This is a genomic window from Stenotrophomonas sp. As-7, assembly GCF_030291015.1.
GTDB lineage: Bacteria > Pseudomonadota > Gammaproteobacteria > Xanthomonadales > Xanthomonadaceae > Stenotrophomonas > Stenotrophomonas lactitubi.
Genome location: NZ_CP127405.1, coordinates 2,526,752 through 2,546,377, shown reverse-complemented (window position 1 = coordinate 2,546,377; position 19,626 = coordinate 2,526,752). Strand labels below are relative to the sequence as shown.

The following is a 19,626-nucleotide window of genomic DNA, read 5'->3' as shown; positions in this document are numbered from 1 at the left end:
GCGGTGACAATCCGGCCTGAGCACGGCCCCGCGGCGACTCAAGCCGGCACAGTGCTGGCAGCCGGTGTTTCCGGAGCCGGTGCCGGTGATTCCTCCATCACACATTCCAGACCTGAAGCGTCTGTGTCCAGCAGGCAGGTGGCGAACAACAGGAAGCGATAGGCATCGGCGAAGTTCGATCCCAGCCCGAACGAAATCCTGACCGCACCGCAATCACCCTTCTCCAGGATCTTCTCGTCGAATGCCGTGCAGTCGAGAATCTTCCCGGTCTTGTCCAGTTCACAATGCTCGGCGCCCGCGGTCGCGTAGGTCGCCTGCTGGACGGCGCCCAGGTTGCAGAAGCAGCCATTGCGCAGGGTGATGCCGAACCGGTCTGCGGCCCGCTTGATGCGGGCGTGCGGCAGGATGGAGCCATAGCAGTCGAAGAAGTTCAGCATCAGCGTCGCGCCCCGCTGCGCAGCGGGCGGGCCATAGACCCGGCATAGCGGCAGCTCGCCACCGATGTGGTGGCGAAGCGATGACAGCTGCGCCTGGAGCCACTCGGCCAACGCACGCGAGCGCAACCCGACCGCTTCCACTCCGCCCAGCGCGGCCACGAATTCAAAGCCTCTGGCGATGGCTGGGAAGGCTGCGTAGTTCGGCGTGCCGACTTCGAATCGCTGGCCCGCGTCGCGGTACAGCAGGCGATCGGTGGGCGACCACGGCCCGGAGTAGTAGCACACACCACCACCGGCAAACGACGGAGGTTTCAGCAGGCCGAGTGCGGCCCGTCGGGCGAGCAGGCAACCCGCGCCGGTGGGGTAGCCGAATATCTTGTAGAACGAGGCCACCACGAAATCGGGGCGATGCCGGGCGCAGTCAAGCCGGTATTGCGGCACCAGGGCCGCAGCGTCGCACAGCACCATCGCGCCGTGTGCCTGTGCACGCTCGATCCAGGCCAGGTCGTGCCGCGCGCCGGTGGCATTGGATTGCGCAGGAAAGGCGAGCAGATGCGGCGCGCCGGGCTGCAGCCGCTGCAAGGCGCGCCACATCAGCCCTTCATGCAACAGCAGCTCGTCATCCAGCGGAATGTACTTTACCTGTGCGCCCTTCGCCGTGGCGTACTCGCGCAAGCCGTGTACCGAGGTGTGATTGTCCTTGGTCAGCAGTGTCTGCGACCCGGCCTGGAACGGGAATGACTCCGCCACCAACCGGATTGCGCTGCTGGCATTGGCGGTGAACAGTATTTCGTACTCCTCCGGTGTGGTTCCGAAGAAGGCGTAGATCTCCTCACGCGCCCTATGAAGTGCGTCCTGGGATGCTTTCGATCCGCTGTGCGGATTGCCGAGAATCGTCCGCTTGAGTGCCTGGTAATCCTGCTCAAGCAGGCTGTCGGGTGGCAATGTTCCGCCCACGTGATCCAGATAGGTCACCTGTTGCTCATCCAGTCGCGCATATTCCTGCTGGCGCATGGCCTCGACCTGATCATGGGGGTAACCAGGGTGGTCGGCGAGGAACTGTGCGCGAGCGCTTTCGAAGCCGTGCATCGCGGGCGCATCCTGCTGCAGCGGCAGGTGGAACGCCAGCAGTGGTGAGAAATCCGGGGCCCGGATGGCGGCCCGCGCAGGTGTATGTGCAGCATCCACACAGCCGCGCAGCAACCAGGCTTCCACGTGGTAACGCCGGTCTGGCACTGTTGCATGGACCGCGTCCAGCATCGTGTCCAGATAGCGCTCCCTGGTGGGGGTGTCGCACTGGTTGAACTCCTCCAGAAGGACGCAGGCGTTGAACAGGAATTCGCGCGTATCGGCGTCCCCCATGGCGAACGCAAGGGGCCGCAATTCAGCCATGTCGCCCTCGCGCGGGGAAAGTCCTTCGATCGCGAACGCGCGCGTGATCGGCGACGGGTCGGTCAGGCTCAGGGCGGCATCCATCAGCCGGGATGGCATGCCGAAGTGCTGCCGTGACTGCTCGCGGGTCAGCTCGAAAAGCTGGTTGTAGTGGAATGCCGTGGCGTAGACCCGTCCACCAGGGCGGAGCACCCGCCTGAACTCGCGGGCGACGCGCGCCTTGTCCGGCGGGAACATCAGGCCGAATCCGCATACGATGACATCGAAGCTGGCGTCCGCGAAGGGCAGCTCTGCCATGTCCACATCGGCAAGGAGCGGCACGTTGCGCTGCACCTCATCGCTCAGCACGCTGCGTGCCACGTCAACGGCGATTGCCGACAGATCGGTGGCGACCAACCGTAGGCCGAGGGGCCTGGTAAGGTGCTGGTAAAGGTTGGCGGTGATGACCCCGGTACCGCAGGCGACCTCCAGGACGTCTGACGCATTGAAGCCCGCCTGGATGTCGCCAGCGATCTCCTCGGCCAGCAGCTTTCCGTAGGGTCCGAAAATGCGCTGGCTCAGGACGCGCTCATAGAACTCCATGAAGGTGCTGAGAGACCATTTTCGATCGGATACCACCTTGCACTGGTGCGGCGAGAGATCCTGCATGGCACGCTCCATGTGGCCGGAGGCCGGTTAATCATCGCCGCCTTTATTGCATGGGATTAATTGTCTTTAAGTGATATTAATCACATAAAGCATGATTGATAATCCGTGAAAGGGCGGGGGTTTATCTATTCCCCTATTCATGGGCCAACTGCCCCGATTGGCGCTATCGCAGGCCAAGTGCGTGAAGTTCACCCAGGAGCCGATCGAGCGTTATGGCGCCATCGATGCCGGCGTCCATCATTCCGTTCTGGAACGTCCTTCGCGGATGCTCAGCGCACCGATTGCGGCACCCGGCGCAGCTTTCCGGTGTCGTACCCCATCGCCTTGATTCGGTCGACCGCCTGCTGATACTCCACTTCGCTTACCTGCGGCGTACGCGCCATGTACCACACATAGTCGCGCTTGCTGCGGGCCACGATGGTCTGCGTGTAGCCCTCATCCAGCCAGGCAATGAGGTACTCGGCCTGGATGGGCCAGATGAACTGCATGCCCCAGACCGCACCATTGCCATGTTTCTCCACCCGACCTACCGGGTGCATCGACTTCTGTGGCGACTGGAAGCTGCCCTTGCGATAGGTGAAGGTGGTCTTGATGCGCCCATCAGCCTGCAGCGCATAGCTTTCCACGGCATCGAAGGCCTCGCGCTCGGGCCGCGAAGGAATATGGGCAATGACATACCAGTCGCCCATGAAGCGGGGCACGTCCACCTTCGGTGGCAGCGGAATCGGGCGGGTGTCGTGGCTGCTGCAGCCTGCGCCGAACAGGGCCACGGCCAGCAGCGTGAACAGTGGGGCGATACGCATGGTGGCGGTCTCCTTCAGCGCGGGCGGAACAGATAGTGGGCGACCAGCCATTGCTGGCCGTCGTCGTAGCCGAACAGCTCGGCGCAGGCCATCCAGAACATGCGCCAGCGCTGCCACCAGATGCGTGCGGCGGCTTCGTCGCCATAGGTCTGCGCCAGGATCGGCAGCAGCTGCTCGCGGGCGGCATCCTGGTTGGCCAGCCAATGGTTGGCGGTGCGCTGGTAGTGAGTGCCATCCAGCAGCCAGCGCTGGTCCAGCACCAGTTCGCGCTGGAAGTGCAGCAGCGTGTCCGCGGCCGGCATCAGGCCGCCGGTGAAGAAGTGCCGGCCCATCCAGTTGTCGTCGCCCTCGGTTTCGAACGGATACATCAGCGTACGATGGGCGAAGATGTGCACGAACAGCGCGCCGTCCGGCTTCAGCCAGCAGGCGATGCGACCCAGCAGGCGATCGTAATTGCGCACGTGCTCGAACATCTCGACCGACACGCAGCGGTCGAATGCCCCTGCAGGCAGCTCCAGCTGGTTGACGTCGCGGGTCAGCACCTCGACGTTGCCGAACCCCCGCGCCTGGCACTGCGCCAGGATATGGTCGCGCTGGCTATGCGAGTTGGACACGGCGGTGATGCGTGCGTTCGGGTAGCGCTCGGCCATCCACAGCGTCAGCGAGCCCCAGCCGCACCCCAGTTCCAGGATGTGCTGGCCGTCGGCCAGCCCGGCGCGCTGCCCGTACAGTTCCAGCATCGCGTCCTCGGCCTGGTCCAGCGTCTCGCTGCCGGTACGGTAGTAGCAGCTGCTGTACTTCAGGCGATGCCCCAGGCAGCCCTTGAAGAAGGCGGCGGGAACCTCGTAGTGCTGGCGGTTGGCTGCATCCACGTGCAGGGCCAGCGGGCTGCTGGCCAGTTCGGCAATGCGGCGGCTGAAGCGCTGCGACTGCGCCTCCATGCTGCCGGCCGACTCTTCGGCCAGGCGTTGTGCGCACAGGCGACGGATGCCCGCGCGCAGCGCCGCATCGGGCAGCCAGCCACGCTCGGCCCAGCCGGTGAGTCCGCCCTCGGTATCGGCAACCGGAGCAAGGGACGGGGTGCTGTTCATCGGGATCACTCCTTGGGGCTGCGCGGAAACCAGGGGAAGAACATCGGGGTGCTGCGCTGGTAGTCGCGATAGTCGTCACCGCGACTGCGCAGCGCCTGTTTCTCGGTGAAGGGAACGCCGCTGAGGTAGCGCAGGAATACATACATCAGCACCGGCCCGGTCCAGGCCAGCCACCACAGCGGCGACCCCGCTGCCAGCACTACATAGGTGAACCAGTGCAGCCACTCGAAGAAGTAGTTGGGGTGGCGCGTATACCGCCACAGCCCTTCGCGGCAGGTGCGGCCCTTGTTGGCCGGGTCGGCACGGAAACGAGCCAGCTGGCGGTCGGCGAGTGCTTCGCCACCTACACTGAGCAGCCACACCACGAGCGCCGCTGCGATCCAGGCAGGCATGTCGCTGCGCGGGTTGTTGGCCACGGCCACAAACGGCAGCGCAAACAGCACCACCAGCACGGCCTGTGCCATGAAGAAGCCGAAGATCTTTCCCTGGTGGCCGTGCCAGTGCTCACGCAGATAACGGTAGCGACCGTCCTCTGCTTCGCTGCGCACACGCCGCCACAGATGCAGGGCAAGCCGGCCTCCCCACAGCCCACCCAGCAGCGCCAGCGCGATGCGGGGCTGCAGCGCGCCATCGCCCAGCCATGCAAGCAGCAGGGCGCCTGCGGCCACACCCTTTGCCCACAGCACATCGACGATGCCGATGTTCTGGTGCCTGCGCTGCCACGCCCAGCCCCAGGCCATGATCAGCACGGCATACAGCAGTACCCACCACAAGCTGCTCATCAGGTTGCTCCAATCAATGGGGTGGCGTGGTTGCCGGGCGGTCCGCGGCGTGCCACCGCGCACAGCAGCGACAGCGCGATGCACCAGCCCAGCGCCAGTGTTGCTACGCCCTGCCAGGCCGGGGGGGTGAAATGCACCGCCTGGAATCCGCGCGCCGCAGATAGATACGCCAGCGGCGCCAGCAGGCCGAGGGCCACCGGCAGCAGCCAGTGTCGCTGCAGGAACGCCATCGATGCAGTCAGCGTCATCGCAAAGGCAGCCCACAGGGCGAGAATCCACGGTGGCGGCACCCAACCCAGCGGCGCAGCGGCGTAGTGCACGCCACCACTGGCGGCCGCACTGCCATCCACCAGGAATGCGCAGGCCAGCGCGAGCAGCAACAAGCGCAGATCCAGACGGGGCTGCGCTGAAGTGAGCAGCTGGGTGCCGATGTATACGGTAGCTGACAGCATTGCCGGCCATTGCCAGCCCCGGCCGGCACCGGCGACGGCGCACAGCCATACCAGCTGGTTGCCCATCACGTTGACCCAGGTGCGGCGCATGTCAGCCGGTCCGCTCGCCATGGGAATCCGCTTCGGGGCGGTAGCCAGGGCGTGCCAGCAGCAGATGGGAAACGCCGATGGAGCGCTCCAGGAAGCCACCTTCGCAGTAGGCCAGGTAGAACTCCCACAGCCTGCAGAAACGCTCATCGAAGCCCTGCGCGTGTACTGCAGGCAACTGCGCGAGGAAGCGCTGCCGCCAGGCGCGCAGGGTCAATGCATAGGAGTGGCCGAAGTCCCGCTGGGCGATCAGCTGCAGGTCACTGGCCCGGGTCTTGGCGGCCAGGATGGCATTGATCGAGGGAATGAAGCTGCCCGGAAACACGAAGCGCTTGATGTAGTCCACGCTGCGCCGCGCCTGTTCATAGCGCTGGTCCTCGATGGTGATGGCCTGCAGCAGGGCCAGCCCATCAGGCTTGAGCAGCCGCTGCAGGGTGGCCATGTAGGTGTCCAGGTACTCGGCACCGATGGCCTCGATCATCTCGATGGACACCAGTTTGTCGAACTGCCCCTGCAGATCGCGGTAGTCCTGCATCAGCAACGTCACGCGATCCTGCAGGCCGGCCTCGCGCACGCGCTGTGCGGCCAATGCGTGCTGTTCTGCAGAGATGGTGGTGGTGGTGACATGGCAGCCGTAGTGCTGCGCGGCATGCACGGCAAAGCCACCCCAGCCGGTGCCGATCTCGACCACGCGATCACCCGGCTGCAGTCGCAGCTGCTGGCAGATGCGATCCAGCTTGCGTCGCGATGCGCTTTCCAGTGAGTCACCGGCATCGGTGAACAGCGCCGAAGAGTACATCAGGTCCGGCGACAGGAACAGGGCGAAGAAATCATTGCCCAGGTCATAATGGGCGGCGATGTTGCGACGGCTGCCTTCGCGGCTGTTGCGCCGCAGCCGGTTCCAGCCGCGCAGCAGCCAGCCGCCGATGCGCGCCGGCCCGCGTTCCATGCCATCCAGCAGGTCGCGGTTGCGTACCAGCAGCTGCACCAGCGCCACCAGGTCGTCGCAGCGCCAATTACCGTTGATGTAGCTCTCGCCGGCGCCAACGCTGCCGTTCGCCGCCACCTTGCGGTAGAACGCCGGGTCATCGATGGTCACGGTGACCTGAAGGTCGCTGCCTGCGTTGCCCAGCTGCACCTCGCCAAACGCATCACGCACGCACAGACGTCCGTTGTGCAGCGGCGCAAGCTGGGCCAGAAGGCGTCGGCGGAGGAACGCGTCCAGGGTGCCGGGCTGGGGCAGGGTGGCCGAGGGGGTCATTTCGTTCATCGCGGTTTCTCGGCTAGGGAAGGATGGTCGTGCACGGGGTTGCGCTTGAGCCAGAGGCGCAATGCCTGCCAGTGGATGGCGGCGACCACCTGCGCGCTCATCATCGGGTAGCAGGCCAATACCCGGGCAAGCCCACGGCCATCGATGGTCCGCCGCTGCATGCTCTGTGTGGCATCGAACTGGCGCTGGCCGTTGCGCCATACCTGCATGTGCACGCGCAGGTCGTCCGCGGGCGCGGTGAAGCGCCAGTCATACGCGCAATCCATGGGCATGAAGGGTGAAACGTGGAAGGTCTTGTCGAACTGCCAGCGCAGGGCGCGGCCCTGCCGTATCGCAGTTTCGACCGGAAGCACGTAGGCGTGTCGCTCCTTCCAGGGCGTATTGGTGATCTCGGCGACGATGCAGTCCAGGGTCTCCCGGTCAGCCTGGTAGCAGTAGTAGAAGCTGACCGGGTTGAACACGTGGCCACCGAAGCGCAGGTGGGTCAGCAGCCGCACCGGGCCGTCGGGGCGCCGCCCGAGCACCGTCGCGGCATGGTCACGCACTGCGTCGGCCAGGGAGGTCGCGGGATCACCGAAGTAGTCGCTGCGGCGGAACTCTGCCAGGTTGCGGCGCCCGACCGACCACAGCCAGCGTCCGGCAAATACCTGGTCCAGCTCGTCCAGATCCAGCAGCAGCTGCGCGATCGGGTAGCGGAACGCGTGGGCATGCGGGTGGTGGCGACGATGCTCGACGTGGCCGAAGTAGATGGCGCTGGCGCTCACGCGGGCACCTCCGCTTGCTGCGCGCTGTGGCTGCGGAATGAGCGTGCCTGCAGCGCGTCGACCACGCGGCGGGCACTGCGGATGCCGTCCTCGTGGAAACCCCAGCCCCAGTACGCACCCGCGAACCAGGTATGGCGATGTCCCTGCACCTCGCCCCAACGCTGCTGTGCACTTACGGCGCTGTGGTCATGTACCGGATGTGCGTAGTGCAGGCGCCGCAGCACCTTGGCCGGATCGATGGCCTCGCTGCGGTTGAGGGTCACCACCAACGGAGTGTCGCCGGGTAGCCCCTGCAGCAGGTTCATGCAGTAGCTGACCGTGCAGGGCGCTGCGGGATCGCGCGGCACATGCGCGTTCCAGGCCGCCCAGGCCTTGCGGTTGGCGGGCAGCAGCGAGGCATCGGTGTGCAGCACCGCCTCATTGGGCTGGTAGCGGATCGCACCGAGCACCGCCTGCTCAACCGGGTCGGCGTCGGCCAGCAGCGCCAGGGCCTGGTCGCTGTGGCAGGCCAGGATCACTTCATCGAAGCCTTCAACGCCGGTCGCGGTGTGGACGCGCGCGCCCCAGGGCATGCGCTCGACCGCGTGCACTGGGCATTCCAGCCGCTCGTGTACCCGCCAGCGCGCACGAAGGGCATCCACATAGCGGGCCGAACCGCCCTTGACCACGCGCCAGGACGCACGCCCGGTCATCTGCAGCATCTGGTGGTTGGCCATGAACTGCACCAGGTAGCGCGCTGGGAAGTCCAGCACCTGTGCGGTCGGTGATGACCACAGTGCCGAGGCCATCGGCAGCAGATGCTCCTGCACGAACGCCTCGCCATAGTGCTGGCTGTGCAGGTATTGGCCCAGCGTAGGCCCCTTCTCCTCGCCGAGCAGCAGGGGGGCGTCACGATAGAAGCGCCGCAGGTCGGCCAGCATGCCCCAGAAACGCGGGGACACCAGGTTTCTTCGTTGGCAGAACAGCCCATCGAGCGAGGTGGCGTTGTACTCCACGCCGCTGCGCTCGCTGTGCATCGAGAAGCTCATCGTGGTGGGCTGCGAGGCCACCCCAAGTTCATCGAACAGGGCCGACAACAGCGGGTAGTGGTGCGGATTGAAGACGATGAACCCGGTGTCGACCGCCATCCTCCGTCCGTCCACCGTCACGTCGTGGGTGTGGGTGTGGCCGCCCAGGTAGTCGTTGGCCTCGAACAGGGTGACGTCATGTTCGCCGTCCAGCCACCACGCGCTGGACAGACCGGCGATGCCGGAACCGATGACCGCGATACGCATGTCAGTGCCTCGCCTTGGCCAGCACCCAGGCCGGGATCGGCTTGAGCCCCTTCACCAGGCCCAGCGCGGCCATGACGCGCAGGCCATACCAGCTGATGTCGATCTCCCACCAGTGGAAGCCCTGGCGCGCGGTGCCGGGGAAGAAATGATGGTTGTTGTGCCAGCCCTCGCCGAAGGTCAGCAGGGCAAGCCACAGGTTGTTGCGGCTGTCATCACGGGTCTCGAAGCGGCGCCGGCCGAAGCGGTGCGCCAGCGAATTGATGGTGACCGTGGCATGGAACAGCACGACGGTGGAGATGAAGAAGCCCCACACCAATAGCTGCGGGCCGGAGGTATGCAAGGCCGGGGCCACGCGCTCGAGTACCGCACCGAGGCCGTACAGCGCAGCGGCCAGCAACACGGGCACCACGGTGTCGAACCGGTCCAGCCAGCGCAGCTCGGGGTACCGGGCCAGATCGGGAATGCGCTGCAGGTCGGTGGCAAAGGCACTGCGGGTAAGAAACCACCCCATGTGACTGCGCCAGAATCCACCCTGGCGCGGGGAGTGTGGGTCCTGCGGTTGATCCGCGTGGCGGTGGTGATGGCGGTGGTGGGCTGCCCACCAGAGGGGGCCACGCTGCACGCTGGCAGCACCGATGACCGCGAACACGAACTGCACGGTGCGCGATGCCTCAAAGGTGCGGTGCGAGAAGTAACGGTGATAGAACGCGGTGATGGCGAACATCCTGATTGCGTACAGGAACACGGCGACCGCAACCGCCGTCCAGGACACGCCTACCCAGATCACCCCGAGGCAGGCCACATGCAACAGCGCGAAGGGCAGGGCGCGCAGCCAGTCGATGCGGTCACCCTGGCCACCGTCGGCCGCCGCTTCGCTTCCGGCATCGGTATCGAACCAGCGCTTGAAGGTACGCAACAGGCGCGAACGTCTGCGGAGTGGAGGCGCTGCGGATGCCATGGACGGGAGCCCGAGGGAGTCGATTGCCTACCTCTACGTGTAGCAGTGCAGGTTGGATGCAGTGGATCGCATCCGTCTGTGTTTTCACTTGGTTGTAACAACGCAGCTCGATACCAGCGGTCGTTGCAGTTCATCGCGCCAGCGTTGCTCCGGTTGTTCCGTTGCGGGTGCCGAGAAGCGCACGGTCACCTGCGGATAATCGCCGCGCGCATCGCGCAGATTGCTGGTGCCGCGGAACTCCAGCAGACGGCGATCGGCCTCGGCGTAGACCAGCGAAAGACGCGGCGCCACCGCCCCGAACCAGGTATCAAGGTGGACCTCGATCTCATGGGCGGCAAGCCCTTGCCAGCGCACCGGGCCGCGGTACTGCACCTGCACGGGATAGAAGCGCTGCCGCCCGGGCACCAGAAAGGGCAGGCTGACCGGCGTACCACCCAACAGCGTCTGCCAGTGGGCCCGCACGGCGGCATCGAAACCGGCATCGATCACGGCATCCGCGGGTAGAGGCAGCTGCTTCGTTCGTGAAGGCGCGGACGTGTCTTCCTTCCAGTCGACCTGGACACCGTCGCGGCCGACCACCACGCGGGCCGCTTGACCACTGCGGGCGTCCTGCAGCACATAGCCCCGCGCCCGGGCCCGCACGGCGGCGGGCATCTGCTTGCGGGCGAAAGGCTGCCCAGCAGGGCACAGGTATTCCACCCAGCGCTCGCTGCCATCACCGGCCCCGCGCTGCCAATGCACCTCGCGGTAGGCGGTGGTTCCATTGGGCAGGGTGGCAACGCCTTCCGAACGCAACAGCGGCGCGGCGCCGGCAGCGCAGGGGGTGAGAAGCAGCAACCAGACAAGGCGCATCGGGGCGATCCATGGGAGGATTGCCCTGCTGTACGTACGTCGGTGCAGGCTGGATGCACGCTGGCGCCCACCCGGGGTGCATCCAACCGGCGCTGCTGTGCGTAGAGGGAAGGACTCCTCTTCACTCAACGGCTGCCCCCGCCGATGTACCGTCCTCCCGCCAGCCCCTCTCTTTCCTTTGACACCGCGCGGATCGTGTCCAGTTCACAGCAGCCCAGCAACGAGCCGACGAACTGGAATGGCGAGATGGACGGCGTCGCCCGGCTGCGCGACCGTGAATGTTTCATGCGCATCTACGACCATTTCATGCCGCGCCTGTGCATCTACCTGCGCGGCTTGGGCGCGCCCGCAGCGGTGGCCGAAGAGCTGGCCCAGGAGTGCCTGCTGCGCCTGTGGCTGCGCGCGTCCGAATTCGATCCTGCGCAGGGCGCGTTGAGCACCTGGCTGTACCGCATCGGCCGCAACCTGCACATCGACCGGGTGCGCCGTGAGCGTAGCTGGATGCAGGTGCAGGAGGCGGTGGAGGATGCTGCCGCTGGAGATGTCAGCGAACGCAGCAGCGCCGAACAGTTCGCCGACCACGCCCGTCTGCGCCAGCGTATCAACGAGTTGCCGGCCACACAGGCGCGCCTGGTGCGGATGTCCTATTTCGAGGCCAAGAGTCACAGCGAGATCGCACAGGCGCTGGGCATGCCGCTGGGCACGGTCAAATCGCACCTGCGACGAGCGTTCCTGCAGTTGCAGTCGAAGGTCGGGGGTGCACCATGAATCCGCACCACCATCTGCATGAGTCGACGCTGATGAGCTACGCCGCCGGTGCCCTGCCGACGCCCTTGAGCATCGTCGCTGGCACGCATCTGGAACAGTGTCCGCACTGCCGCCAGCGCCTGCGCGAAGCGGAGGCCATCGGTGCCGCACTGCTGGAGCAGACCCAGCCGCCGGCAGCTGAGGCGCGGCGGGCAGGGCTGCGCGACGCAATGCTTGCGCAGCTCGGTGAGGACCATGCCGGCATCGTGCCGAGCCCGCTGCGGTCGATGCCGCCGGAACGGCCCGAGGCCGACCCGGACCATCTGCCGAAGTCGCTGCATCCCTACTTTGGCGATTCGCTGGGTCGGCTGCACTGGCGCTGGATGGCGCCCGGTGTGCATTGCATCCGCGCCGAGCAGATGCCTTCGCTGATCATGCTGAAGATCGCGCCGGGCAAATGCTTGCCGATGCACAGCCACGGCCGCAGCGAACTGACCCAGATCCTGCGAGGCTCCTACAATGATGCGCTGGGGCTGTTCGCGCCGGGCGATGTTGCAGACCTGGACGAGGACGTCGAGCACCAGCCGGTAACGGCGCCTGGTGTACCGTGCATCTGCGTTTCCGCGCTGGACGCGCCGCTGGTGTTCAGTGGTTGGTTGGCCCGCAAAATCCAGCGCTTCGTCAAACTCTAGTCTTCTTCAAGGTCAACGCATGCACGAAACACGCCCGCTGCGGATTCTGCTGACCGGTGCAACCGGACTGGTCGGGCAGGGCGTTGCCCGTGCCTGCCTCGCTTCGCCGCAGGTTGCGCGGACCGCAGCCCTGGTCCGCAGCCAGGCCGGGCTGGACGCGCGGATCGAGCAGATCGTGCTCGCGGATTTCCAGCAGGCCCGCAACGTGAGCCCGCAGTTGGCTGGATTCGATGCCTGTTTCTACTGCGCCGGCGCGCCACCGGTCGGCACCGCCGAGGATGAGTATCAGAAGGTGACGCTCGATGCCACTCTGGCTGTGGCTGCAGCGTGGGCGGAAGCGAATCCGGACGGCCGGTTCCTGTATGTCTCTGGCGCCCACGCCAATCCACACAGCCGGATCATGCCGCTGCGCATCAAGGGCGAGACCGAGGCCGCGCTGGCGCAGCTCGCGGTGCGCACCGTCATGCTGCGTCCAGCCGGGGTACGCCCGGTGGCGGGAACCGGCACCCGTCATGCGGCATTGAAGCCGCTGTACCGCTTCGGCGGCCCCTTGATGGCGGCGGCGGGCCGCGTCCTGCCTTCGCTGGTGACCAGCAACGAGGCCATCGGCCGCGCGATGATCGTGCTGGCGACGATGCCGGACCCGCCAGCAGTACTGGAATGTGCGCAGATCAATCGACTGGGTTCTGCTTCCGCAGACTGAGGACCGTGGTGCACATCTGCTGCACATCGCGGCAACTACAGTCGAGGCTCCTTCTTCTGTGACGCATCGACGTGAACCTGCAGCCATCGTCCTCTCCGCTTCGCCCCTCGCGTCCAGCGCCTGACAACGGCCGTTTCGACCTGCTGGATGTCAACGCGCTGCAGGATCCCGGCAGCGGCCGCATCGTCCATCTCTACTCGCTGGTGGCGCGCTGTCTGTCCTGCGAGCTGGTGTTCAAGGCGCAGGAAGGCGATGGACTGGTCAGCACCTCTGCCGCACGCGTACTGCGTTGTCCGACCGGCTGCGGCGAGCAGGCTTTCAGGGGCAGCGTGCTGCGCCAGTGGCAGCAGGCGCCACACGCTTTGTAAGCATTGCCCGGCTAAAGCACGCCCGGATTGGCCTGCCACACGGCAAAGTTGAGCGCGCTGGCGAACGCCACCCATGCCAGGTAAGGCAGCAGCAGCCACGCCGCTGCCGGGCGCACACGATGGAAGGCGACCACCGTGGCCACGATCAGCACCAGCAACAGCAGGATGTCCGCAAACGCCAGCGCCCCCTGCTTCCAACCGAAGAACAGCCAGCTCCACAACACATTGAGAGCCAGCTGCAGCAGGTAGAGCACCAGCGCAGGCGTGGCCGCGCGCCATCCGCCTTGGCGCCAGACCAGCCACGCGGCCAGCGCCATCAGCGCGTACAGCACCGTCCACACCGGACCGAACACGCTGGCAGGCGGCGCCCATGAAGGCAACGTGAGGCCTGCGTAGAAGTCCGCCGCAGAAATAGAGGCGCGAGCACCCAGCGCGGCAGCCAGAAAAGTAACCACGGCCCAGCCCAGAAGACCAACAACCTGCCTGCGGACATTCATGGTGTATCTCCTCCTGCACTGCCACCGGTTGTGACAGCGCGTTGTACGCAGTTGCGTCGCGACTGGATGCAGGCGCCCGGTCAGTCGGCTGTGCCACCGGTGCCAGACTGCGCAGGGGCTGGCAACAACGCAGGCCGACCGTCGAACCACTCCCGCGCGCCGGCCAGATGCCATTGCCGGCGCTGGCCATCCAGTTCGATGCCGGCGCCCAGCAGGCCCCAGCGCAGGTAGAGGTCGCCGCGCTTGCGCTGCTCCAGCAGATCCAGCCGCGCACGTAGCGAAAGACGCTCGTTTTCCGCTTGCAGCCCATCCAGCACCAGATGCCCGGCCCGCCAGCGCAGTCGGGTATGCGCGTCCACGTGGCCGGAATCGAGCAGGGACAATGCCCAGCGCGGGTAATCACTGCGCTCGGCAAACAGCGCCAGCAGCGGGCCGGCATCGCGCATGGCAAGGTCCGCACGTGCGTCCACCTGGAAGGGTGACTGCGCATCGATGTCGCCGCGGGCGATGGTGACACGGCCCCACCACGGTTGTGGTCGCTGCTGGTCACCCACCTGCACATTGCGCAGCTCGATCACGCTCCCGCCCAGATCGAACCGGCGCTGGCTGAAATCGCCACGCTTCAGCCTGCCATCCACGCGCGCGTCGCCCTGCAGGTCGAGCCCCGCCACCTGCAGCCGTGCGCGTTGACTGCGCAGGCGCACGCTACCGTTGCCGACCCGGCCCTGGGTATCAAGCTGAGCATCGCCGCTCACCCGGCCGGCGCCTCCCAGCAGCCGCACCTGGCCGTTGCCCAGGTAGCGGTTGTAGGCGGTGAGGTCTGGAATGGTTGCGTCGTCGAAGCGCAGCTGCGCACGCACACCCTTGCGCAGCTCGCGCAGGCGCCCGTCACCGGTCAGTGTCAGCGCCAGGTCGCGCCCATCGAACAGCGTGGCACCTTTGGGGTTGCCCGCACGGGCATTGAACGTGGGAAGCTTCACTGCCAGCACGGCGCGCGTCGGCGTGCCGGCCTGCAGTTGCCCATGCGCGCTGGCCGTTCCCTGCATGTGCACGCCGGCGACCTCGGCCACCGCCCGCGCCGCGGGAATATCGACGCTGCTGCCGGCGGCCAGCTCGCCGTTCTGCAGGCGCAGGTCCGCGCGCAGCACGCCGCCGCCCTGCAGCTGGAACCAGGGCTTCTGCACGAACAGTGCGGGAATCCAGTTGAGCGAGGTGAAGGTCCATTCGCCCTTGACCGTGCCGGAGGTGCGCCCCAGCACCTCGCTGGGATCCTCAAATGGAAGGTGTCGCCCGGCAATGATCAGATCCGCGTCCAGTGCAGCACCGGTGCCATCGCGCTGCGGCAATCGCGCCTGCAGACGGATATCGCGAGCGGCATCCAGCTGTATCGCCAGCGTTCCTCGATCCGGTGCGCCGGCCCCCACCTGCAATGGAACCCGCCAGACGGCATGACTGCCTTGCTGCAGTGCGCCCTGGTCCAGGGTAAGCGAGGCCTGCAACTGCCCCGGTACGGCAGCGCTGGCAACGGCGGGTCGTTGCGTGTCCGTATCCAGGCGCAACCCCTGGCTGCGCGCCTGTACCTCCAGCACTGCGTGCAGCAGGCCCAGCTTTTCCAGGCCCGGCGCTTGGTCACGGTAGTGCCGTGGATAGGAGAACTGCGACTTCAACTGCATGTCGCCGAGCAGCTGGGTGCCATCAATGCTCACATCGGCATCCGCGAAAGCCACCTCCGAGTCCAGCAGCTCCGATGGCCCGCCGCGCAGCTGCTTGACGAAGCCGACCGTGCCGCTGCCTTCGCCGACGATCAACAATTTGCCGGCGCGGAAGCTGCGGATGCTGTCGCTGTGAATGGCATCGAATCGCAACGTCCAGCCGCGATCACCGCGCGGTGGTGAGGGAATGGCCTCATCCACACGCGCGATCTCGGCGGCTACACCGGTCGCGTGCAGCGACGGCACGCGCACCTCGCGCTGAAACAGTGGCAACAACGCCAGACGCGCACTGGCCCGGTCTGCGCGCAGCACATACACCGTGCGATTGACGTGGCCGCGCATCTGCACGTTCCAGGCGATCACATGGCCCGGCAGCAGCGTGATCGCGGGCCCGGTGGTCATCACGAACTTGTGCGGCTTGCGATTGGTGACCTGATCGAACAGCGGCGTGTTGAGAAAGACATTGCCCGCGAGCAGGTACAGCAGATACAGGCCCAGCAGATAAGGCAGGAGCTTGCGGGCATGGTGGAGCCATCGCTGCGGGCGGGCGAGGGAGCGGGGCATGGACCCTCGGCAGGGAATGGGATGGCCATCACTATCGTGGATGCTGCTGCGGCGCGATGTGAACGTGCCGCGCGCCCTGCGCCCTATAATCAGCGCGTCTCTGTTCAAGGAGGTCACGGCATGAATGCCCAGACCAGCAAGGAAGGCGCAACCCCGGATGCGCCGCGCGATGCCGCCACGGCGTCATTCGATCCGACTTACACCTCGGCCAACAGCGAGGTCCGCGCTGCCGCCGGCGGTTACTCGGTCACGTTGAACGAGGGCGATGGGGCGTTGAAGGTGGGCGCCGAGCAGAAACGCGCAGCGTCCAGTCTTGCATCGCAGTTCCAGGGCACGTCGCTGAACATGGCCCGCAGCCCGACAGCCGACGGTGGCAGGGACTACCTGCTGACGATGGAGTCGGTGGTCGGTGCAAGCGTGAAAAGTGCCGGCTTCCAGGACACCAGCAGCACCGGCGTACGCGGGCGCTACAGGGTCAGCCTGCCCAGCGACGCGGTGGACGTCGATCCCACCCGCATCAATCCTTTCGATCCGCAGACCATTCCCAACGGTGGCAGCGTCACCCTGGATGGCCAGCAGTTCACTGGCACTGCACTGGAAGGCAGTTTCCGCAACATCGCCATGCAGACCCAGACGACCGAGGCGAGCGGTGCCAGCTACCGCGTGGATCGCCTGGATGATGGCCGGGTGCGCGTCACCACCGGGCCGAACGAGGCGGTCGAAGCCTTCAACGGCACGGGATTCACTGCAGGCAGGTTCAGCGCGATCGCCGGTCGCCAGGACGCGCTCGGTCATTCCGCCGTCCGCACTGCGACCTTCGACATCAATCAACCCGAAGGCCGCCAGGCCTATGAACACTTCATCGACAACGGCACGCTGAACAGCCAGACCGCGGGCGTGCAGGATCTGGCCACGGTCGAGCGACTGGGAATGAGTTCGCAGACGCGGCTGAAGGTCGGCTACGGCGACACGTTTGGTGTCGACCTGGCCGGTGCACGCAACAGCGGTGATGTGGTGCAGGTCAGTCGCGAAGACGGCAGCCGCACCGAGCTGCGCAGCGTGCAGTACAGCGGCAATCTGCCGGCAACCCGGGTCAGCGCTTACGGCGCCGATGGCCAGGAGGACACGGCGCAGCGCCGCTACGAATTCACCTTCGACCTGCGCGGGAATGCGCAGGGCGAACAGATTGCCGGCATGGTCAACGCGGCGCTGTCCGGCGACCCCGCCGGCGATCGCGGGCCGATGAAGGCCGGCGAGCTGAACACCCTGAGCTTCAGCGAGGCCCAGATGCGCACGCTGATGGAGCGCACCCAGTCGATGGTCAAGGACAACCCAATGCTGGGGCCATCGTGGCAGGTGCTTGCCGAGGACGGCAGCGGCAAGCCGCAGCAGGACGTGGATGCCTTTGCCCAGGGGCTGGCACGCAACCAGGGGCAATCCACCTACGGCATGGCCGAGCGCATGTTCCACATCGCCGCGGCCGGCGGCAAGGATCTGCAGAAGATCGACGCGGCGGTGCAGGGCGAGCACCTGCAGTCACTGCCGCCGCCGTCACCGCTGCTGCCCCGGCAGGACCCCCGGCACACTGCCAGCCCGGACCATGGCATGTGGCTGCAGAGCCAAGGCGCGGTCAGCAGCCTCGACCAGGCGATGGGGCGACAGCCGGATGAAATGAGCGAACGCCTTGGCATGGCACTGCTGGTAGCGGCCAAGGACAAGGGCATGCAGCGGATTGACGAGGCCGTGCTCAGTGACGACGGCAGGTATGCATTCGCGGTGCAGGGCCAGCCGCACGCCGCGGATCGACAGATCGCGCGCACCGAGACCGCGCAGGCGGTGGCGACGCCGGTCAGCGAGCATGTGCGGGAGCTCCAGCAGGGCCAGGCCCTGGCGGCAACGTCAGACCAGGCGAGCCAGCAGCAGGAGCGGGAGCAGATTTCCCAGGAACAGGCTGAAAGGTCCATGGTGCGCTGATTCCAGCACGCCAGCCCAACTGCTGGCACAGCCGGTCAGGCACTCCAGAGTGCCCGAGCCTCTTCGGCAAGCAGCGCAGGCTGTTCCTCCGGCCAGAACAGGCGTCCGCCTTCCACCCAGCGGATACCGCGCGATGCAGGCAGGCTCTGGTGCAGCCACTCCGCCCAGCGGCCAGGAAAGAGTGGATCGGCCGTTCCCCACACCATGCGCGTGGGGAACGTACTTCGCTTCAGTGCAGCTTCGATGGCCAGTAGCGGATTCGGCTCGAAGGCTGCCAGATGGCGATTCAACTGCTGCTGACGCAGCGGCGAGGACACCAGTGGCCGAAAGCTGTACTCGATGGCCTCGTCGCTGAAATGTGCCGGAACAGCATAGGCCGAGCCACCGATTCCGGCCGCCGACCGCGCGTACTGACGGTCCTGCAGATGCCGGGCAATCTTCTGGTGATAGGTGCCAGCACGTGCAGCGGCCAGCGAGTTCTTCATCTGCAGCGGCGGGCTGTTCTCGTGCACATCGCAGTTGGTCAGCAGCATCGTGCGCACGCGCTGCGGGTGCTGTACAGCGAACAACTGGGCCACGGTTCCGCCGCTGTCATTGGCAACCAGATCGACCGCAGGAACGGACAGCGCATCAAGCAATGCAGCAAGCATGTTGCTCTGCGCCTGCGGCGACAGGTCCTGCGTCGCGGCCACCCGGCTATGGCCCAGCCCCATGAAATCCGGCGCGATGCAGCGCCGGGACGAGGAGAGCTGCGCGATCGCATGCCGCCACTGGAAACCGCTCAAGGGGAAGCCGTGCAGGAACAGCGCGGCCGGGCCTTCCCCTCTCTGCACGCAGGCGATACGCCCGAACGGCGTGCGGATCCAGCGCCGGAGGGCGGCGAACGCCGCGGCATCCATGGGTTCGGGCACGTCCGCGCTGGCGCCCCGTACGGTTGGCAGCCATCCCGTAGCCAGCAGAAGCCCAGCACCGATCAGCAGTGACCTGCGTGAAATGCTCTCGATCTCGATCTTGTCTGGCTCAGGCATGGACCTCTCCTTCGATGCGGATATCCGGGCTGCGCAGGCCCATCGCAATCCAGGCCTTCATCAACCGGGCATAAAAGCGCAGCGAGTGTTGCTTGAGGTTGGGTACATCGGCGGGCAGCACGGAGGGATCTGGTAGATCGCCGACCATTGTGCGCATCTGCAGCGGCGGCCGGGCATCCTCCGGCCACAGCCCGCCATACAGGCTTAGCCAGTGGCCGCCGTTCAGTTCAAGGAATATCGGCGTGTTGCAGCAGGTGGCCAGCACGCGACGGCTGCCGGCATCAGCGGACAGGCGGAATGCAGCGAGGCGCTCGAATCCTGCCAGGAATTCCACCCGGTCCTTGCGATACATGACGAACCTGGTGGTTCCATGCGGTCCGAGCAGCCGCAGGGCGCCAGGCAGGCGCTGCAGGCGCAGGCCTGCGGCGCGGCAGCTGTTGCAGCAGCAGTCGACGCAGGCGATGGGTGTGTCGGTCACGTTCAACTTCACTTCGCCACAGCGGCAGGCAACCTGTTGTGCGGAAGGCATGT

General features: G+C 66.2%; 19 protein-coding genes. 5 read left to right on the top strand and 14 right to left on the bottom strand.

What is annotated here, in order from left to right; all coding sequences use genetic code 11:
* Nucleotides 1-38: 38 nt before the first annotated feature.
* The 10 genes from QP457_RS11725 to QP457_RS11680 all read right to left on the bottom strand — a co-directional run bounded on the left by QP457_RS11725 (nucleotide 39) and on the right by QP457_RS11680 (nucleotide 10,810).
* On the bottom strand, nucleotides 39-2,477 hold the full coding sequence (locus QP457_RS11725) for an aminotransferase class V-fold PLP-dependent enzyme (protein WP_205404229.1): 2,439 nt from the start codon (nucleotides 2,475-2,477) through the stop codon (nucleotides 39-41).
* A gap of 269 nt (nucleotides 2,478-2,746) precedes the next feature.
* Nucleotides 2,747-3,280 (bottom strand): lipocalin family protein, encoded by a 534-nt coding sequence (locus QP457_RS11720; RefSeq protein ID WP_205404228.1) that lies wholly within the window; start codon nucleotides 3,278-3,280, stop codon nucleotides 2,747-2,749.
* Between the two features lie 14 nt (nucleotides 3,281-3,294).
* The gene (locus QP457_RS11715) at nucleotides 3,295-4,371 is read right to left on the bottom strand and encodes a class I SAM-dependent methyltransferase (RefSeq protein WP_205404227.1); all 1,077 of its coding nucleotides are present in this window, start codon (nucleotides 4,369-4,371) and stop codon (nucleotides 3,295-3,297) included.
* Nucleotides 4,372-4,376: 5 nt separating this feature from the next.
* Nucleotides 4,377-5,153, bottom strand: coding sequence for a DUF1295 domain-containing protein (locus QP457_RS11710; protein ID WP_205404226.1), 777 nt, complete (start codon nucleotides 5,151-5,153; stop codon nucleotides 4,377-4,379).
* Nucleotides 5,153-5,695, bottom strand: a complete 543-nt coding sequence (locus tag QP457_RS11705; RefSeq protein WP_205404225.1) for a DUF2878 domain-containing protein — start codon at nucleotides 5,693-5,695, stop codon at nucleotides 5,153-5,155. The genes QP457_RS11710 and QP457_RS11705 overlap by 1 nt, the downstream gene beginning before the upstream one ends.
* A 1-nt stretch (nucleotide 5,696) precedes the next feature.
* The gene (locus tag QP457_RS11700; protein ID WP_205404224.1) at nucleotides 5,697-6,962 is read right to left on the bottom strand and encodes a cyclopropane-fatty-acyl-phospholipid synthase family protein; all 1,266 of its coding nucleotides are present in this window, start codon (nucleotides 6,960-6,962) and stop codon (nucleotides 5,697-5,699) included.
* A complete protein-coding gene (locus tag QP457_RS11695) occupies nucleotides 6,959-7,726 on the bottom strand; it encodes a DUF1365 domain-containing protein (RefSeq protein WP_205404223.1) in 768 nt (255 codons plus the stop codon). The genes QP457_RS11700 and QP457_RS11695 overlap by 4 nt, the downstream gene beginning before the upstream one ends.
* Entirely contained in the window at nucleotides 7,723-9,000 is a 1,278-nt protein-coding gene (locus tag QP457_RS11690) for an FAD-dependent oxidoreductase (RefSeq protein ID WP_205404222.1), read from the bottom strand. Before QP457_RS11690 ends, QP457_RS11695 begins: the two co-directional genes overlap by 4 nt.
* Nucleotide 9,001: 1 nt before the next feature.
* Nucleotides 9,002-9,958, bottom strand: a complete 957-nt coding sequence (locus QP457_RS11685) for an acyl-CoA desaturase (RefSeq protein ID WP_180167176.1) — start codon at nucleotides 9,956-9,958, stop codon at nucleotides 9,002-9,004.
* Between the two features lie 84 nt (nucleotides 9,959-10,042).
* Nucleotides 10,043-10,810, bottom strand: coding sequence for a hypothetical protein (locus QP457_RS11680; RefSeq protein ID WP_205404221.1), 768 nt, complete (start codon nucleotides 10,808-10,810; stop codon nucleotides 10,043-10,045).
* Between the two features lie 144 nt (nucleotides 10,811-10,954).
* On the opposite strand from QP457_RS11680, the gene QP457_RS11675 reads away from it, so the two are divergent.
* The 4 genes from QP457_RS11675 (at nucleotide 10,955) to QP457_RS11660 (ending at nucleotide 13,320) form a co-directional block, all read left to right on the top strand.
* A complete protein-coding gene (locus QP457_RS11675) occupies nucleotides 10,955-11,578 on the top strand; it encodes a sigma-70 family RNA polymerase sigma factor (protein WP_205404220.1) in 624 nt (207 codons plus the stop codon).
* A complete protein-coding gene (locus QP457_RS11670; protein WP_205404219.1) occupies nucleotides 11,575-12,249 on the top strand; it encodes a ChrR family anti-sigma-E factor in 675 nt (224 codons plus the stop codon). Before QP457_RS11675 ends, QP457_RS11670 begins: the two co-directional genes overlap by 4 nt.
* A gap of 19 nt (nucleotides 12,250-12,268) precedes the next feature.
* Nucleotides 12,269-12,952 (top strand): NAD(P)H-binding protein, encoded by a 684-nt coding sequence (locus tag QP457_RS11665; protein ID WP_205404218.1) that lies wholly within the window; start codon nucleotides 12,269-12,271, stop codon nucleotides 12,950-12,952.
* Nucleotides 12,953-13,023: 71 nt separating this feature from the next.
* Entirely contained in the window at nucleotides 13,024-13,320 is a 297-nt protein-coding gene (locus QP457_RS11660; RefSeq protein ID WP_089235735.1) for a hypothetical protein, read from the top strand.
* An 11-nt stretch (nucleotides 13,321-13,331) separates the two neighbouring features.
* On the opposite strand, the gene QP457_RS11655 is transcribed toward QP457_RS11660, so the two are convergent.
* Both QP457_RS11655 and QP457_RS11650 read right to left on the bottom strand, forming a co-directional pair.
* Entirely contained in the window at nucleotides 13,332-13,817 is a 486-nt protein-coding gene (locus QP457_RS11655) for a TspO/MBR family protein (RefSeq protein WP_205404217.1), read from the bottom strand.
* Between the two features lie 80 nt (nucleotides 13,818-13,897).
* Nucleotides 13,898-16,093 (bottom strand): hypothetical protein, encoded by a 2,196-nt coding sequence (locus QP457_RS11650; protein WP_240196394.1) that lies wholly within the window; start codon nucleotides 16,091-16,093, stop codon nucleotides 13,898-13,900.
* A 120-nt stretch (nucleotides 16,094-16,213) separates the two neighbouring features.
* Between QP457_RS11650 and QP457_RS11645 the strand changes: the two genes are divergently transcribed.
* Nucleotides 16,214-18,067 carry an XVIPCD domain-containing protein gene (locus QP457_RS11645; RefSeq protein ID WP_205404216.1) on the top strand — a complete coding sequence of 618 codons (1,854 nt, stop codon included), beginning with the start codon at nucleotides 16,214-16,216 and terminating at the stop codon, nucleotides 18,065-18,067.
* A gap of 35 nt (nucleotides 18,068-18,102) precedes the next feature.
* Here QP457_RS11645 and QP457_RS11640 read toward each other — a convergent pair whose 3' ends face one another.
* Both QP457_RS11640 and QP457_RS11635 read right to left on the bottom strand, forming a co-directional pair.
* Complete coding sequence (locus QP457_RS11640) at nucleotides 18,103-19,095, bottom strand: alpha/beta hydrolase (protein ID WP_205404215.1); 993 nt, start codon at nucleotides 19,093-19,095, stop codon at nucleotides 18,103-18,105.
* A complete protein-coding gene (locus QP457_RS11635) occupies nucleotides 19,088-19,573 on the bottom strand; it encodes a hypothetical protein (RefSeq protein ID WP_286041612.1) in 486 nt (161 codons plus the stop codon). The genes QP457_RS11640 and QP457_RS11635 overlap by 8 nt, the downstream gene beginning before the upstream one ends.
* Nucleotides 19,574-19,626 lie beyond the last annotated feature (53 nt).

Coding starts and splice junctions, on each gene's coding strand:
- QP457_RS11685 (WP_180167176.1), bottom strand. CDS start 9,958: ATGGCATCCGCAGCGCCTCCACTCCGCAGACGTTCGCGCCTGTTGCGT.
- QP457_RS11645 (WP_205404216.1), top strand. CDS start 16,214: ATGAATGCCCAGACCAGCAAGGAAGGCGCAACCCCGGATGCGCCGCGC.
- QP457_RS11715 (WP_205404227.1), bottom strand. CDS start 4,371: ATGAACAGCACCCCGTCCCTTGCTCCGGTTGCCGATACCGAGGGCGGA.
- QP457_RS11690 (WP_205404222.1), bottom strand. CDS start 9,000: ATGCGTATCGCGGTCATCGGTTCCGGCATCGCCGGTCTGTCCAGCGCG.
- QP457_RS11700 (WP_205404224.1), bottom strand. CDS start 6,962: ATGAACGAAATGACCCCCTCGGCCACCCTGCCCCAGCCCGGCACCCTG.
- QP457_RS11640 (WP_205404215.1), bottom strand. CDS start 19,095: ATGCCTGAGCCAGACAAGATCGAGATCGAGAGCATTTCACGCAGGTCA.
- QP457_RS11675 (WP_205404220.1), top strand. CDS start 10,955: ATGTACCGTCCTCCCGCCAGCCCCTCTCTTTCCTTTGACACCGCGCGG.
- QP457_RS11665 (WP_205404218.1), top strand. CDS start 12,269: ATGCACGAAACACGCCCGCTGCGGATTCTGCTGACCGGTGCAACCGGA.
- QP457_RS11655 (WP_205404217.1), bottom strand. CDS start 13,817: ATGAATGTCCGCAGGCAGGTTGTTGGTCTTCTGGGCTGGGCCGTGGTT.
- QP457_RS11705 (WP_205404225.1), bottom strand. CDS start 5,695: ATGCGCCGCACCTGGGTCAACGTGATGGGCAACCAGCTGGTATGGCTG.
- QP457_RS11670 (WP_205404219.1), top strand. CDS start 11,575: ATGAATCCGCACCACCATCTGCATGAGTCGACGCTGATGAGCTACGCC.
- QP457_RS11680 (WP_205404221.1), bottom strand. CDS start 10,810: ATGCGCCTTGTCTGGTTGCTGCTTCTCACCCCCTGCGCTGCCGGCGCC.
- QP457_RS11710 (WP_205404226.1), bottom strand. CDS start 5,153: ATGAGCAGCTTGTGGTGGGTACTGCTGTATGCCGTGCTGATCATGGCC.
- QP457_RS11720 (WP_205404228.1), bottom strand. CDS start 3,280: ATGCGTATCGCCCCACTGTTCACGCTGCTGGCCGTGGCCCTGTTCGGC.
- QP457_RS11725 (WP_205404229.1), bottom strand. CDS start 2,477: ATGCAGGATCTCTCGCCGCACCAGTGCAAGGTGGTATCCGATCGAAAA.
- QP457_RS11650 (WP_240196394.1), bottom strand. CDS start 16,093: ATGCCCCGCTCCCTCGCCCGCCCGCAGCGATGGCTCCACCATGCCCGC.